12 protein-coding genes are annotated in these 15,852 nt (G+C 67.8%); 7 read left to right on the plus strand and 5 right to left on the minus strand.

The window, feature by feature from the left end; all coding sequences use genetic code 11:
* Nucleotides 1-28: 28 nt before the first annotated feature.
* Nucleotides 29-1,327 (minus strand): sensor histidine kinase, encoded by a 1,299-nt coding sequence (locus AC5P66_RS13300; RefSeq protein WP_495216430.1) that lies wholly within the window; start codon nt 1,325-1,327, stop codon nt 29-31.
* A 32-nt stretch (nt 1,328-1,359) separates the two neighbouring features.
* Nucleotides 1,360-2,067 carry a response regulator gene (locus AC5P66_RS13305; RefSeq protein ID WP_061478145.1) on the minus strand — a complete coding sequence of 236 codons (708 nt, stop codon included), beginning with the start codon at nt 2,065-2,067 and terminating at the stop codon, nt 1,360-1,362.
* A 106-nt stretch (nt 2,068-2,173) separates the two neighbouring features.
* Here AC5P66_RS13305 and AC5P66_RS13310 point away from each other — a divergent pair, with 106 nt between their 5' ends.
* Both AC5P66_RS13310 and AC5P66_RS13315 read left to right on the plus strand, forming a co-directional pair.
* Nucleotides 2,174-3,097, plus strand: a complete 924-nt coding sequence (locus tag AC5P66_RS13310; RefSeq protein WP_447906447.1) for a pepsin/retropepsin-like aspartic protease family protein — start codon at nt 2,174-2,176, stop codon at nt 3,095-3,097.
* Nucleotides 3,098-3,165: 68 nt separating this feature from the next.
* Nucleotides 3,166-4,329, plus strand: coding sequence for a serine hydrolase domain-containing protein (locus tag AC5P66_RS13315; RefSeq protein WP_180880611.1), 1,164 nt, complete (start codon nt 3,166-3,168; stop codon nt 4,327-4,329).
* Nucleotides 4,330-4,398: 69 nt separating this feature from the next.
* Here the strand turns inward: AC5P66_RS13315 and AC5P66_RS13320 are convergent, their stop codons facing one another.
* The 3 genes from AC5P66_RS13320 to AC5P66_RS13330 form a co-directional block, all read right to left on the minus strand.
* On the minus strand, nt 4,399-5,010 hold the full coding sequence (locus AC5P66_RS13320) for a DUF6445 family protein (RefSeq protein WP_100478820.1): 612 nt from the start codon (nt 5,008-5,010) through the stop codon (nt 4,399-4,401).
* Nucleotides 5,011-5,147: 137 nt separating this feature from the next.
* Nucleotides 5,148-6,797: a chaperonin GroEL gene (gene groL, locus AC5P66_RS13325; RefSeq protein ID WP_005411226.1), complete on the minus strand. Its 1,650-nt coding sequence runs from the start codon at nt 6,795-6,797 to the stop codon at nt 5,148-5,150.
* Between the two features lie 81 nt (nt 6,798-6,878).
* A complete protein-coding gene (locus tag AC5P66_RS13330; protein WP_005411227.1) occupies nt 6,879-7,166 on the minus strand; it encodes a co-chaperone GroES in 288 nt (95 codons plus the stop codon).
* 313 nt (nt 7,167-7,479) lie between these two features.
* Between AC5P66_RS13330 and AC5P66_RS13335 the strand changes: the two genes are divergently transcribed.
* From AC5P66_RS13335 to AC5P66_RS13355, 5 genes are all read left to right on the plus strand, one after another.
* The gene (locus AC5P66_RS13335) at nt 7,480-9,270 is read left to right on the plus strand and encodes an endonuclease (RefSeq protein ID WP_049411829.1); all 1,791 of its coding nucleotides are present in this window, start codon (nt 7,480-7,482) and stop codon (nt 9,268-9,270) included.
* A gap of 68 nt (nt 9,271-9,338) precedes the next feature.
* Nucleotides 9,339-9,677 carry a divalent-cation tolerance protein CutA gene (gene cutA / locus AC5P66_RS13340; protein WP_005419675.1) on the plus strand — a complete coding sequence of 113 codons (339 nt, stop codon included), beginning with the start codon at nt 9,339-9,341 and terminating at the stop codon, nt 9,675-9,677.
* Nucleotides 9,674-12,055: a protein-disulfide reductase DsbD family protein gene (locus tag AC5P66_RS13345; RefSeq protein ID WP_495216421.1), complete on the plus strand. Its 2,382-nt coding sequence runs from the start codon at nt 9,674-9,676 to the stop codon at nt 12,053-12,055. The genes cutA and AC5P66_RS13345 overlap by 4 nt, the downstream gene beginning before the upstream one ends.
* On the plus strand, nt 12,052-12,612 hold the full coding sequence (locus tag AC5P66_RS13350; protein WP_049411820.1) for a TlpA family protein disulfide reductase: 561 nt from the start codon (nt 12,052-12,054) through the stop codon (nt 12,610-12,612). The genes AC5P66_RS13345 and AC5P66_RS13350 overlap by 4 nt, the downstream gene beginning before the upstream one ends.
* Before the next feature lie 641 nt (nt 12,613-13,253).
* Nucleotides 13,254-15,776, plus strand: a complete 2,523-nt coding sequence (locus AC5P66_RS13355) for a PepSY domain-containing protein (protein WP_495216422.1) — start codon at nt 13,254-13,256, stop codon at nt 15,774-15,776.
* Nucleotides 15,777-15,852: the final 76 nt, after the last annotated feature.

Below are 15,852 nucleotides of genomic sequence, written 5' to 3' on the forward strand. Positions count from 1 at the left end.
TGACCAGTGGAGGCAAATCGGAGTTGACTCAGGAAGTGCGTCCCAGCAGCAGCCGCGCGACCAGCCCCCCGCCCTCGCGGTGCAGCAGCTGAAGTTCGCCCGCGTGGCGCTTCGCCACGTTGGCAGCCACGGCCAGTCCAAGTCCGGCGCCCCCGGTGGCGCGGCTACGTGAGCCCTCGCTACGCTGGAACGGTTGCAGCAGGCGTGCGCGATCGATCTCGGCGATGCCAGGCCCGCGGTCCATCACGTCCAGCTGAACCCCGTCACCCGCCATGGCGACCGACAGCTCCACGGCGCCCGCGTAGCGCTCGGCGTTGTCGATGAGATTGTCGACCGCGCGCCGGAGCAGCAGCGCATCGCCATGCCACGGCAACGTATCCGGGCCCTGAAGGGAAATGTCGACCCCGCGCAGCAGCGCCGCCTGCACGCACTCCTCCAGCAGCGCTGAAAGATCCAGCATGCGCATCTGCAACGGCTGCAGCTCACCGCGTGCGTAGTCGAGCACCTGCTCGATCATCGTATCCATGCGCTCGATGTCTGCCACCATCCTGGCGGCCTGTGGCGCGGGAGCGAACTCCGCGCGCAGGCGCAGGCCGGTCAAGGGCGTGCGCAGGTCATGCGCCACTGCCGCCAGCATATGCGTCATGTCCCGTGCCTGGGCGCGCAGGCGTTCGCGACCGGCGCTGATCGCTGTGGCCAGTACCTGCACTTCGCGTGGACCATCATCAGGCAACGGCGTTTCAGCCTGCAGGTCGACCCGTGCGCTGGCTTCAGCCAGGCGTCGCAGCGGGCGCCCCAACCGGATTGACGCCCACGCCGCCAGAGGTGCCAGCAGGATCGCACCGCCCAGCAGGGCGAGCATCACCTGGCGGCGCCAGGCCGCCAGATCACTGTGGTCGCTGCCGACCACCCGCCATCGGCCATCGGCTTGCCGCATCCCCAGTTCGAACGGCGGCCACTGCATGGCAGTCAGCAACGCGGCCTGCGATTTCAGCACGCCAGCACGAGCGGAGGCGTCCAGTACCGCGCCACCCTCGATGACCTGCACATCGGGCGCCCTGCCCTGCCCCGTCCACACCAGGCGTACATTCCCGGCCGGCAGGTCCATCTGCACCGCCGCCAACTGGGTGAGCCAGTCGCTGGCGCTGCCCCGGGGCGGCGCGTCCTGCGTCGACATATGCAATCCCAGTGGCGCCGGCGCCTGTTCCCCACGCAGCACCTGCATCGCATGGTCCAGCCGCATCGGTGGCGGCGCGGGCCGGGGCATCCACCCCACTACCGCAACGCTGACCAGGGTTGCCAGCAGCAGGCTGGCCAAGGCCAGCATCGCGATCCAGCGGGTGGTCGACCACCGGCTGCTCACAACACCCCTACCTCCGCGTTGAAGCGGTACCCTTCGCCGCGCAGTGTCTGCACAAGGGCTTCAGCGCCGGACGCGGCCTGCCCGAGCTTGCGGCGCAGGCGGCTGATCGCAAGGTCGACGGCACGGTCCACGCTGTCACTGGCTTCTCCGCGACTCAACTGCAGCAGCTGTTCGCGCGCCAGCACCCGCCCGGGACGTTCAGCCAGTGCCAGCAGCAGGGAGAATTCACCGCGGCTCAGCACCAGTTCGGCACCATCCGGCGCGAACAGGCGACGCTGGTCAGGCAGCAATCGCCAGCCATCAAACCGCAGCTCGCTGGCCACCTGTGCGCGCAGCTTGTCCTGCCTGCGCAGCAGCGCGCGTACCCGCGCCAACAGCTCGCGCGGATCAAACGGCTTGGCCAGGTAGTCGTCCGCGCCCATCTCCAGGCCGATCACGCGATCCGGCGCGGCCCCCATCGCCGACAGCATCAGGATCGGGATCGCCCGCGCCTGCAGCCGGCGGCAAACCGACAGGCCATCCTCACCGGGCATCATCCAGTCGAGGATGATCAGGTCAGGACGTTCAACCTGCAGCAACACGTCCAGCGCTGTTGCATCCGCCGCCACACGCACCTGGTAGCCGTGCAGCAGCAGGTGGTCGGCGATGGCGTCACGAATGCTGGCATCGTCATCGACGACGATGACGCGGATGGGAGTGTTCATTCCCCCAGTATCCCGCACCTGTGTATCAGGACGGTATCAATGCCGATATCGCGGTGATACGCCGCTGCGCGCCAATGGTCGCCCACGATCACTGCGGAGTCTTCCCTTGCGCCTGTTCCTGCTGCCCCTGTTCGCCATCCCCTTGCCGGCGCTCGCCTCCGATGCCGCCGAGCACGTCCTGCCGATGTGGATGCAGGGCGGTCATCCGGCAGTGGCCGTCTCGCTGGACGGGCGTACAGAGCCGCTGCGCTTCGTGGTCGACAGTGCCGCCGGGGCAACCCTGGTCGATGCACGCGTAGTGCGGCGCTATGGTTTGCAGGATGCGGAAGCGGCAGTGTCGCAGGCCCAGGGCGCGAGCGCGAAGGCGGCGCGGTTGCAGCGCATGCGCAGCACAGCATGGCAGCTGGGCAGTTGGCAATTGAAGGCCAGTGGCATGCAGGTCGACCTGTCATCGCTGGCGGAGGGCGATGATCCGGCCATTGACGGCTTGATCGGCAACGATCTGACCGGGCGCTGGGACACCCGTTGGGACTTCGGCCGCAATCAACTGGCGCTGTGGACAGCCGGCGGCCTGGACCTGGAAGGACCGGGTTGCCAACCCAATGCGCTGCCCGGCCGCGGCGACGGCCTGCGCCAGTTCGGCTTCATCACGCTTGCCTTGGGTACGCCCGGCGTGGACGCCATCGCCGTGGTCGACACCGGTGCCGCGCAGACCGTCCTCAACGCCGAAGCAGCCCGCGCACTGGGCCTGCGCACCGACGGCAGCGATGCTCGGGTGCGTGCACGTGAAAAGGGCACCGAGGGGCTGGGTGGCGGTGCACAGGCAACCTGGCTGTACACCCTGCCCGGCATGACCGGCAGCGGCTGGCAGCACCCGCCGATGGAGGTCCGGATCAGCGAACTGCCGGTGTTCAGGGCGATCGGCCTGGAGGCGCGACCGGCCTTGATCCTCGGTGCCGACGCGATGCGCGGTGGCCAGGTGGACATCGGTGCGGGTGCCGCGCGGATCTGCCTGCGCCGACCCGGCTGACGTCCGGCGCATGACGGCGGGACCTGGCAGGCGTAGCATCGCGCCACGTCCTGCCAGGAGTTCCACGCATGCGCCGTGCTGTCCTGCTGTTGCTGACGCTGCTCCCGCCGGCCGTGCTGGCCGCGCCGCCGCCGCTACCCTCGCCCGCGCGCATCGATGCCGAAGCACAGCGGCTGATGCAGGCGGCCCATGCGCGCGGGATGGCGCTGGCGGTGATCGATGGCGGCAAGGTGGTACACGTGGCCGCCTACGGCGAACGCAACGCCGCAGGCGAGCCGCTGCGCACCGATACCGTGATGTACGCCGCCTCGCTGACCAAGATGGCGTTCGGCCACCTGGTCGCACAGCTTGCCCAGGACGCGCGGATCGCGCTGGACGCCAGCATCGCCACGGCGCTGGACAAGCCGCTGCCGGACTACCCGCCAGAGCCGAAGAAGTACGCCGACTACAGCGTACTGGCCGATGATGCGCGCTGGCGCCGGCTCACCCCGCGCCTGCTGCTCAACCATTCCAGTGGCTTCGCCAACTTCGGGTTCCTGGAACCCGATGGCCGCCTGAAGTTCCACTTCGATCCCGGCAGTCGTTACGGGTATTCCGGCGAAGGGCTGATCCTGCTGCAGTTCGTGATCGAGCGTGGACGGCTGGGCCAGGACGTGGGTGCATTGATGCAGCGGCAGGTATTCGACCGCTTCGGCATGGTCCGCACCAGCATGATGTGGCGTGAGGATTTCGCCGCCAACCTGGCCGATGGCTGGACTGCGGAAGGCACGGCCGAGCCGCACGATGAACGCAGCCGCGTGCGTGCGGCCGGTTCGATGGACACCACCATCGCCGACATGGCGCGCTTCGCCGCCGGCTATGTCCGCGGCGATGGGCTGTCGCCTGCAATGCGCAGGGAACTGGTGCGGCCGCAGCTGCCGATCACCACCGCCAGCCAGTTCCCAACGCTGCAGCCGGAGCTGCCCGCGGCGCAGCGACGCCAGGATCTGGCCGCGGGCCTGGGCGTGGTGACGTTCCGCGGCCCGCAGGGCGCAGGCTTCTACAAGGGCGGCCACGACGATGCGGTCGGCAACACGCTGGTGTGCATCGAACAGCACAAACGCTGCGTGGTGATTCTGGGCAACGATGTACGGGCGGAAGCTGCGTTCCCGGCACTGGTGGCATTCGTGCTGGGCGATACCGGCGTGCCGTGGCAGTGGGAGTATGGCGCGGCGAAGGTATTCGTCGAATGAGGGTGCGATCACGCGTGCATGGCGAATGCGGCCAGGGCGAGCATCCACGCCACGCGTGGATGGCACTCCTCAACGCGCCTGCTCGAAGAACATCAGGTACACCAGCCGGCCATTCTCTGGCCGATCACCGAACGCTGGCCCGGCGGTGTGCCAGAACCAGGGCCGCAGCAGCACCAGCCGGTTGAAGCGCATCGGAATGCGCATGGTCATTTCCCACTGGCTGTCGTCGTTGCTGTCGCGCTCGATGATGTCGCGATGCATGTCGCCGCCGTTGGCGTAGCCCAATGCGGCCAGCTCCGCCGCATCCAGGGCCATGCGTTCGGTGCCGGTACGGCGGTGGCGGAAGAACTCGGTGCCGCCCTCGCAGTGCTCCGGTGCACTCAGGTAGAGAATGCCCGACCAGTGCGAGCGGTCGGCGTGTACCTTAGCGCGGCCGGTGTCGCCGGCAAGGGTAAGGCGGAACTTGCCGTGCGACTGCAGCGGGTTGACCGGCCGCAGCGGTTCGTTGACCAGTCGCGAGACCGCGCCGGACAGTCCATCCAGGTCCAGCCGCTGCTGTGAATTGCGGCCGGGGAATGCGCCCTCCTGAACGGGATAGTCCAGGCCCAGTGCCGCCTGGCGCAACCCTTGCGCATCGGCGGGAGAAAGGAAGTCGTCAACGACGATGAACGAGGTAGGCATGGTCACCGAGCGTAGCGATGCACTGCGGCGACGGCAACCGGGCAACAAAAAACCCCGCCTTGCGGCGGGGTTCTTCTTTACATCACATCGGGAAGGCGTGCCGACCGAGGCCGGCAACGACCGCCGGAGGCGTGGACTTAGAAGTCCATGCCGCCCATGCCGCCCATGCCACCCATGCCACCAGCGCCGCCCATGGCCGGCTCGTCCTTCTTCGGAGCTTCGGCAACCATGGCTTCGGTGGTGATCATCAGGCCGGCGATCGAGGCCGCGTTCTGCAGGGCCGAACGGGTCACCTTGGTCGGGTCCAGGATGCCGAACTGCAGCATGTCGCCGAACTCGCCGGTGGCCGCGTTGTAGCCGAAGCTGCCGGTGCCTTCCTTGACCTTGTTGATGATGACCGACGGCTCGTCGCCGGCGTTGGCCACGATCTCGCGCAGCGGGGCTTCCATCGCACGCAGGGCGATCTGGATGCCGTGGTTCTGGTCTTCGTTGGCACCCTTCAGGCCGGCCAGCGCAGTGATCGCGCGGACCAGGGCGACGCCGCCGCCCGGAACCACGCCTTCTTCAACGGCCGCACGGGTGGCGTGCAGGGCGTCGTCGACGCGGTCCTTCTTTTCCTTCATTTCGATTTCGGTCGAGGCGCCGACCTTGATCACGGCAACACCGCCGGCCAGCTTGGCCACGCGTTCCTGCAGCTTCTCGCGATCGTAATCCGAGGAGGTGTCCTGGATCTGGGTCTTGATCTGCGCCACGCGTGCATCAACGTTGGCCTTGTCGCCGACGCCGTCGATGATGGTGGTGTTCTCCTTGGAGACCTGCACCTTCTTGGCGCGGCCCAGGTCCTTGATGGTGGCCTTTTCCAGCGAGAGGCCGACTTCTTCGGAGATCACGGTGCCGCCGGTCAGCACGGCCATGTCTTCCAGCATCGCCTTGCGACGGTCGCCGAAGCCCGGGGCCTTGACGGCCACGACCTTGACGATGCCACGGATGGTGTTAACCACCAGGGTCGCCAGCGCTTCGCCTTCGACTTCTTCGGCGACGATCAGCAGCGGCTTGCCGGCCTTGGCGACGCCTTCCAGCACCGGCAGCAGGTCACGGACGTTGGAGATCTTCTTGTCGTGCAGCAGGATGAACGGGTCATCCAGGTCAGCGGTCTGCGACTGCTGGTTGTTGATGAAGTACGGCGACAGGTAGCCGCGGTCGAACTGCATGCCCTTGACCACGTCCAGCTCGTTGTCCAGGCCCGAGCCTTCTTCAACGGTGATGACGCCTTCCTTGCCGACTTCCTTCATCGCGTCAGCGATGATCTGGCCGATCGACTCATCCGAGTTGGCCGAGATGGTACCGACCTGGGCAATCGCCTTGTCGTCGGCGGTCGGCTTGGAGATGTTCTTCAGCTCGGCGACGGCAGCCGAAACGGCCTTGTCGATACCGCGCTTGAGGTCCATCGGGTTCATGCCGGCGGCAACGGCCTTGGCGCCTTCGCGGATCAGGGCCTGGGCCAGCACGGTGGCGGTGGTGGTGCCGTCGCCGGCATCGTCGTTGGTGCGCGAAGCAACTTCCTTCACCATCTGCGCGCCCATGTTCTCGAACTTGTCAGCCAGTTCGATTTCCTTGGCGACGGAGACGCCGTCCTTGGTGATGGTCGGGGCGCCGAAGCTCTTTTCCAGCACGACGTTGCGGCCCTTCGGGCCCAGGGTGGCCTTGACGGCATTGGCGAGAACATTGACGCCGCGCACCATGCGCGAACGGGCGTCTTCACCGAAACGAATATCCTTGGCAGCCATTGCATTTACCTCATTGGTAGCGCCGGACGATGCCCGGCGGCTGGGAGTCTGGGATCAGGTTGAAACAGGTCGCGCCGGGGCTCAGCCGATGACGGCGAGCACGTCGTCTTCGCGCAGGACCTTGTATTCGACGCCTTCGCTCTTGTACGAGCTGCCGGCGTACTGGCCGTAGATGACCTTGTCGCCGACCTTCAGCGACGGCGCGCGCACGTTGCCGTTGTCCAGCGGCTTGCCCGGGCCGACGGCCACGACCTCACCCTTGGTGGACTTTTCCTTGGCCGAGTCGGGGATGACGATGCCACCGGCGGAGATTTCGTCGGCTTCGATCGGCTTGACCACAACGCGGTCGTGCAGCGGCTTGATGCTCATAGGAGACCTCTTAAGTGATTGATTGGTCTAAAAAAGTCCGGCGATGTTAGCACTCACCCCAGGCGAGTGCCAGAACCGCACGTGAAGAAACCCGACAACGTCGGGAGCAGGGCAGAGATGGAGCCCCGCCGCCCCCTTTCAAGGGCGGAACTAAAAAAAATTTTCCCGCCCGCGCGCCTCGCCCAAGGCGTCGGTCCTGGACAATTTCGGTGACAAGCGTCGCACTGTCAGATATCTGACGTTCATTTACGACAAAGTGTCACTGGATCGGCCTTAGGCTCGGTCAGGCATTCCCAATCACAAGGAGTCGTCGATGCGATTGCTGTCCCCGCTTGCCGCCGCCTGCCTGCTGGCGCTGGCCACTGCGCCGGTCCAGGCCGAGGTCTTCATCAATGAACTGCACTACGACGACAGCACCGCCGCCGGTGACGTCGGCGAAGCGATCGAGGTCGTAGCCACTGCCGGTGAGGACCTGTCCGGCTACCGCCTGTACCTCTACAACGGCAGCAATCCGTCGGCCGCCACCGTCTATGCCAACAATCCGGTCCCGGCCGGCACCGCCGCCGGCTGCGGCAGCGCCACCATCGCCGTGGTCAACTATCCGACCAACGGCATCCAGAATGGTCCGAACGACGGCATCGCCCTGGTCGATGCCAGCGGCAAGGTGGTCCAGTTCCTCAGCTACGAGGGCGCCATCACCGCCTCCGGTGGCCCTGCCGCCGGCATGACCAGCCAGAACATCCCGGTGGCCGAAAGCAACAGCACGGGGCCGGGTACGTCACTGCAGCTGACCGGCAGCGGCAGCCAGTACACCCACTTCACCTGGGCCGATTCGGCCGGCCAGACCTTCGGCAGCTGCAACAACGGCCAGACCTTCAGCGGCGGTGGCACGCCAGGCCCGAACACGCCGCCGTCAGTCTCCACCACCACCCCGGCGCAGGGCAGCAGCACCTTCCCCGCTGCCGCCGACCTGGAAGTGGTGTTCAGCGAGACGGTGAACCTGGCCAGTGGCGCCTTCGCCCTGAGCTGCGGCACCTCCGGCACCGTGCCGCTGACCTTCCCGGCCAGCGGCCGCAGCGTGAAGCTGTCCACCAATACCGCGCTGGTGGCTGGTGAAGCCTGCCGCTTCGACATCCGCGCCGCGCGCATCACCGACCTGCAGGGCGCGCATCCGGCCGCCGACAGCCGCATCGCCTTCACCGTGGCCAGCACCGGCGGCAATCCGGACCCGGGCAACCCGGGCGTGCCGGCCGGCTACTACTCCAGGGTCAACACCAGCAGCCCCAGCCAGCTGCGCTGCTCGCTGCACGCCACCATCAAGGGCCATACCGCCTACCCGTACAGCGGCTCGGGCACCAGCACCTGGACCATCCTGGAAATCGCCGACGAGGATCCGAACAACCCGAACCGCATCCTCGATGCCTACCGCAACCGCAGCTACGCCAAGGTCAGTGATCGTGCGGGCACCGGCAGCGGCCTGACCTACAACCGCGAGCACACCTGGCCGAACTCGCTGGGCTTTGCCACCACCACCGGTGACAAGGGCCTGCCCTACGCGCCGTACACCGACACCCACATGCTGTACCTGACCGACGCGCAGTGGAACGCCGACCGTGGCAACAAGCCGTTCGGCAAGTGCGATGCCAGCTGCGGCGAGCGTGCCACCGAAGCCAACAACGGCCAGGGCGGCGGCAGCGGCGGCTATCCGGGCAACTCCAACTGGGTGCGCACGCCGGACGGCAACACCGGCACCTTCGAGGTGTGGGGCAAGCGCAAGGGCGACATGGCGCGTGCGGTGATGTACATGGCGATCCGCTATGAGGGCGGCAAGGATGCGGCCACCGGTCAGTCCGAGCCGGACCTGGAGCTGACCGACGACCGCAGCAAGATCGTCAAGACCAGCAGTTCGCCGGCCTACATGGGCCTGCTGTCGACGCTGATCGACTGGCACCTGTCCGATCCGCCGGATGATGCCGAGCGTGCCCGCAATGACGTGGTCTACAGCTTCCAGGGCAATCGCAACCCGTTCATCGACCACCCCGAGTGGGCGACCCCGGCCCTGTTCACCTCGGCCAAGCCAGCCACCTGCCAGCTGGCCAACTGACCGCGCAACGCTGCGGTCTACTGCCGCCGCCGGGCCCTGACCCGGCGGCGGCCCTATACTCGACGGTCATGCCGACCGTCGATCCCGTCCTGCTGCTGTTGACCACCTGCCCGGACCGGGCCAGTGCCGAGCGCATCGCGCACGCGCTGGTCGGCGAGCGCCTGGCCGCGTGCGTGACCCGCCTCGATGGCGCGCAGTCCACCTACCGCTGGCAGGGCGAGGTGACCACCGATGCCGAGCTGCAGTTGCTGGTAAAGACCACCGCGAGCCGCGTCGATGATGCAATCGCCCGGATCGTCGAACTGCATCCGTATGAACTCCCGGAGTGCATCGCGGTCGAAACCCGGGCCGGCCTGCCGGCGTATCTGGACTGGATCCGGGCACAGACCCGGGAGGACACTGATTGAAGACTCTGTTTGCGCGTGGCGCCGCCTTGTGCGCCCTGTTGTGGCTCTCGCTGCCCGCCTTGGCCCTGGATGAGAAGGACCTGCTGCCGGTGGACCAGGCGTTCGCGCTGACCGCCATCGCCCCCGAACGGGGCCAGGTGCAACTGCAGTTCAAGATCGCACCGGGCTACTACCTGTATCGCCACCGCACCAGCGTCAAGGCGGATCCGGCCTTCAATGCCGGCGCGCTGCAGATGCCCAAGGGTGACAGGCACCACGATGATTTCTTCGGCGAAGTCGAAACCTATCGGGAGCGCCTGCAGGCCACCCTGCCCGGCACGCCGACGGACGCCGCCGGCACCATCAGCCTGGAAGTACGCTACCAGGGCTGCGCCGATGCCGGCGTCTGCTACCCGCCGCAGAAGCGCGTGGTGCAGGTCACGCTGCCCGGCGGGGCTGTGGCGTCCACTGCGCCTCCCGCGCGCAGCGGTGCGGCCAGCCCGTTCAACAACCCGCTGGCCGGTGCCGGCAACAGCGGTGGCCTGCGCCTGCCGGGCGCGGCCAACAACAGCCAGGCGCTGCCGCTGCCGTCGGAACAGGCGTTCGGCTTCGATGCCATCGCCAGCGACGGCAACACCCTGCTGCTGCGCTTCAGCCCGGCACCCGGCTACTACCTGTACCGCGACCGCACTTCGCTGAAGCTGGAAGGCAGCGCCGGCGTGCTCGCCGACAAGCCGCGCTGGCCGGCCGCGCAGTCGCATCGCGACGAGCACTTCGGCGATGTCTCGGTGTACTTCAACCAGGTGGAAGTGCCGCTGCCGCTGCGCCGCACCGTCACTGATGCGGTCGACAGCACCCTGGTGGTGACCTTCCAGGGCTGCCAGACCGATGGTATCTGCTACCCGCCGATGACCCGTCGGGTGAAGCTGTCGATTCCGGCCGGCAAGCTCAACGCCGGCACCGGCCAGGCGCCAGTGCACGAGGAACCCGTCAATGCGCTGCGCGCTGCCGGTGCGCCGCGTGAATCCGCCAGTGGCCTACCGCTGCGCCTGCTGCCGACCGTACCCAACGACGGCAACGCCACTCCCGCCGCCACGGGCGGCCAGGGCGCAGGCAACGAGTTCGCCACCGACGCGCGTGGTGACAATGCGCTGCGCACGCGTCCGCCGGCGACCACCCCGAACCCGGACCGTTCGTTCGTCTGGGTGCTGCTGCTGGCGCTGGCCGGTGGCCTGGTACTGAACCTGATGCCCTGCGTGCTGCCGATCCTGTCGCTGAAGGTGCTGAGCCTGGCGCAGAGTGGCGAGAGCCCCGAGCGGGCGCGCAGTCATGCCCTCTGGTACACGCTGGGCGTGCTGGTCGCCTTCGCGGGGATCGGCGCGCTGATGGTGGGCCTGCGTGCGATCGGCAACGCCGTCGGCATCGGCTTCCAGCTGCAGCACCCGGGCGTGGTGGCGGCACTGGCCTACATCATGTTCGCGGTGGGCCTGAGCCTGTCCGGCGTGTTCACCCTCGGCGGCGGCATCGGCAACCTTGGCCAGTCGCTGGCCAGCCGCAGCGGCCCGGCCGGTGACTTCTTCACCGGTGCGCTGGCCTGCGTGGTCGGCAGTGCCTGCGTCGGCCCGTTCATGGGCGGTGCGATCGCCTACGCCTTCATTGCCCCGCCGCTGAAGGCGATGACCGTGTTCCTGTTCCTCGGCCTGGGCCTGGCGCTGCCGTTCCTGCTGATCGGCTTCGTGCCAGCGCTGGCCCGCCGCCTGCCCAAGCCCGGCCCGTGGATGGAAACGCTCAAGCACGTGCTGGCCTTCCCGATGTACGCCACTGCGCTGTGGCTGCTGTGGGTGCTGGGCAAGCAGCGCGGCGTGGACGGCATGGCGCTGGTGCTGGGTGGCCTGCTGCTGTTCGCGTTCGGCCTGTGGCTGTTTGAACGCAACCGCTGGACCGGCTCGCGTGCGGTGACCCTGCTCGGCGTGCTGCTGGCGATCGGTGCGCTGGTTCCGGCCTGGGGCGTGACCCAGCTGGCACCGCCGGCGAGGGCCGCACAGGCCGCCAGCGACAACGTGGTCGAGTATTCGCCGCAGCTGCTGGACCGCCTGCGCGCCGACAACCGCGTGGTGTTCGTCAACATGACCGCCGACTGGTGCGTGAGCTGCAAGGCCAACGAACGTGCGGTGCTGTCACGGCTGGAGTTCAAGGAACTGCTCAAGCGCACCAATGCGGTGTACATGCGCGGTGACTACACCAACGTCGACCCGCAGATCACCACGTTCCTGGAAGAGCACAAGGCGGTGGGCGTACCGCTGTACGTGGTGTACGGCCCCGGCGCGCCGCCGACCGTGCTGCCGACCCTGCTGACCCAGGCGGTGGTCGAGGAAGCGCTGCTGCGCACCGCACGATGAAGTGGCAACGGCCAGCGCTGCTGTGGACAGCGGTGCTGGCCGCCGGCCTCGGCCTGTGGGCCGGGCATCGATTGGCACCGGCGCCGACTGCGCGTGAGGCCATGCCAGGAGCGTCTGTTGTGGCGGCGGCACCCGCCCTGCAGGTCGGCGACAGCCTGCCCGCGTTGTCGCTGCCCGATCTTGAAGGCCGGCCCTTGGACCTGCGCCAGCACGCTGCCGGTCGCCCACTGTTGATCAATGTCTGGGCCAGCTGGTGCGCGCCCTGCGTGGAAGAGATGCCCGAACTGGCGCGCTTCGCCGCCACCCAGGGCGACAACGGCGTGCAGGTACTGGGCCTGGCATTGGACACCGCGGACGGTGTGCGCGGATTCCTGCAGCGGATACCGGTGGATTATCCGATCGTGGTCGAGACGCCAGGGCCACGCGATGCCAGCGTACAGCTGGGCAATACGCAGGGGCTGCTGCCCTACAGCGTGTTGTTCGATGCACAGGGACGGCTGGTGAAGGCGAAGCTGGGGCCGTTTGCCCACGGCGAGATCGACGGCTGGGCGAAGTGAGGGTGTTTTTTGCAGGGCTTGCAGCCCTGCACCCTGCTCAATGCAACGGCAACAGCCAAAGCCAAAGCGGGCATTCCGTGGGTTGCCGGGGCGGTGTCGGAGTGCGGGGACGCTGCAAGTACGTCGCTGTAAGCTTGGCAGCCGCATCCATGCGGCTGACACCCCGCACTCCGACACCGCCCCACCTCTGACAGTTCGCGGCTGTTGGTAGGTGTCGACCTTGGTCGACACATCTGTCAGATATCGATATTCAGAACGGAATCAGACCCCGTGCCGACCAACGGTCGGCACCCACCAAAGCAGAACGCCGTTCCGACAGATCGCAGGAAACTGTCGAAGGCGGGGTGGGTCCGGTTGAGGGGGTGTCCGCGGCATGGATGCCGTGACCAAGGCTACAGGGACGTACTTGCGCCGTCCCCCGCAACCGGACCCACCCCGCCTCCTCACAGGAAACCCGCTGTTGCTTCGGCTGTTGCTTCTAAGGTTGCCGGCCAGCGGCCGGCACTACCGCGGGTGCCGGGCGACGCCCGGTCGATACCCCCTGCTTGACCGCGGACGAAGCGCCACGGAGAATTCCGCGACTAATTCTCATTTGCTGTTGCGCAGGATGCGGGCGGCAGCCTCCCGGGCCTCCTTCTTCGATGTTCAAGAACGTCCTGTTCCAACTGCACTGGCTGCTGGGCATCACCGCAGGTGCCGTCCTGGCCGTGATGGGCCTCAGTGGCGCCACGCTGTCCTTCGAGGACGAACTGCTGCGCGCCGCCAATCCCGGCTTCGCCGAGATCGCCGAGCACCATGCCGACGGACAGCCTCCCCTTGCACTCAGTGAGCTGGTGCCGCTGCTGCAGGCCGGCAGCGAACGCCCCCTGCAACGCCTGCGTATCGATGCCACCGGACAGCGGCCGTCGGTCGCGCGCTTTGCCGGGGGCAGGGAACACTGGGTGTACTTCGACCCGTACAGCGGTGAGCGCTTCAGCGCCCTGCGCGGCCAGGCGTTCTTCGACTTCGTCGAGGACCTGCATCGCCACCTTGCCGCGGGCGAACGCGGCAAGTGGATCACCGGCAGCTGTGCCATCGCCCTGCTGTTCTTCACGCTGTCCGGGCTCTACCTGCGCTGGCCACGACGCTGGTGGCACTGGCGCAGCTGGCTGGCAGTGGAGTGGAAACGCAGCGGGCGCGGCTTCCTGTGGAGCCTGCACTCGGTCGTCGGCACCTGGGTGCTGCTGATCTACCTGATGAGTGCGCTGACCGGCCTGTGGTGGTCGTTCGACTGGTATCGCAGCGCGGCCAGCACGCTGCTGGGCGTCCCACCGGCGGCCAAGCACCAGGTTGCCACCGATGCGTCGCTGGAACTGCACCGCATTGAAGCCACGCTGTACGCGCTGCCGGGCGTGCGCGCCGGCTTCATTGACCTACGCCTGCCGGAGAAGCCCGGGCAGGCACTGAATGTTCGGGTGATGGCCGGTGATCCGTCGCAGCGCGGCGGCCACCACGATCGTGCGCATGACCTGCTGCAGCTCGATCCGGCCAGCGGTGCCGTTCTGGATGCTCGTCCGTACGCACGCCAGGGCGCGGGCGGACAGTTGGCCACCAGTGTGTTCGCGCTGCATTCGGGCAGCTACTTCGGTGTGCCCGGGCGCGTGGTGGTGATGCTCAGCAGCCTGGGCATGAGCCTGTTCTTCATCACCGGCTGGATGCTGTACCTGGACCGCCGCCGCAGCCAGCGTGCGGCGCGAGGGCTGCGCCAGGCGCTGCCGATGCCGGCCGGCGATGCCGGCAACGCAGCGTGGCTGGTGGTGCATGCCAGCCAGAGCGGACTGGGCGAACAGCTGGCGTGGCGCGCGGCGGCACAGCTGCAGGCGGCCGGCCATGCGGTGCAGGTGCTGCCGCTGGCGCGTATCGATGCCGCGCTCCTGCTGCGTGCATCGAGCGCGCTGTTCGTGCTGAGCACCTTCGGCGACGGCGAGCCGCCCGACGCCGCCCGGCGCGCAGCGCGGCAGTTGCTGGCACAAGCGCTGGACCTTTCGCGCCTGCAGTTCGGCCTGCTCGCGCTGGGCGACCGCCAGTACCCGCATTACTGCGGCTTCGGCCGCCAGTTCGATGGCTGGCTGATCGGCAACGGCGCGCGCCCGCTGTTCGAGCGTGTCGATGTCGACGCCGCTTCGGTGCCGGCACTGCGCCAGTGGCAGCAGCAGCTGGGTACGCTCACCGGCATCGTCACCGATGACAGCGTGCTGCCTGCGGCTACGCAGATGCATGCGTGGCGCCTGCTCGGCCGCGACCGCCTCAACCCGGGCAGCGTCGGCGGAGCCATCTGGCGTATCCGTCTTGCCGCACCGGCCGACGTGCAGTGGCAGGCGGGTGACATCCTGCACATCGCGCCCCGCCACAATGCGCAGCATGCCGGTGCCGTGTTGAAGGCGCATGGGCTGGATCCGCTGCAGCCACTGCTGGTCGATGGCCATCCGCGCACGCTGCTGGCGCTGGCCAGTGAACGCGAGCTGCCCGAGGCCGATGCTGCGCTGGCGGTGCAGGATGCCTGCCTGTGGCTGGCCGGGCTGCCGCTGCTGCCCAGCCGCGAGTATTCGATCGCCTCCTGCACGGATGATGGCGTGGTGGAGCTGGTGGTGCGGCTGGTGCATGACACCGCCGGTCGCGCCGGGTTGGGCTCGGGCTGGCTGTCGTTGCATGCGCCGATCGATGCCGGCATCGTCGCCCGCGTGCATCGCAACCCCGGTTTCCATCGCGTCATTGGCGCGCCGATGGTGCTGATCGGCAACGGCACCGGCATCGCCGGGCTGCGCAGCCTGTTGCGCGAAGCCGCCCGGGCAGGCGAGCACGGGCACTGGCTGTTGTTCGGTGAACGCCAGCGTGCGCACGATTTCCTGTTCGCCGACGAGATCGAAGCGTGGCAGGCCGATGGCCATCTCGCGCGGGTGGACCTGGCGTTCTCGCGCGATGGTGACGGCGGTTATGTGCAGGATCGCCTGCAGGCGGCCACCGGAACGCTGCGCGACTGGATGCAGCGCGGTGCGGTGATCCATGTCTGTGGGTCGTTGCAGGGCATGGCCGAAGGCGTGGACCAGGTGCTGCGAACCGCGCTGGGTGATGAAGCGGTGGAAACGCTGCTGGAGAACGGGCGCTACCGCCGCGACGTGTATTGATTCCTGCCGCCGAACGCTGGTGTGAGCCGAGCATGGGCTCGGCTCTACAGTGTTCCTGCAGCCGATGCAGCGCCGA

The sequence above is a fragment of the Stenotrophomonas sp. YJH_SMC_122 genome, from assembly GCF_059369535.1.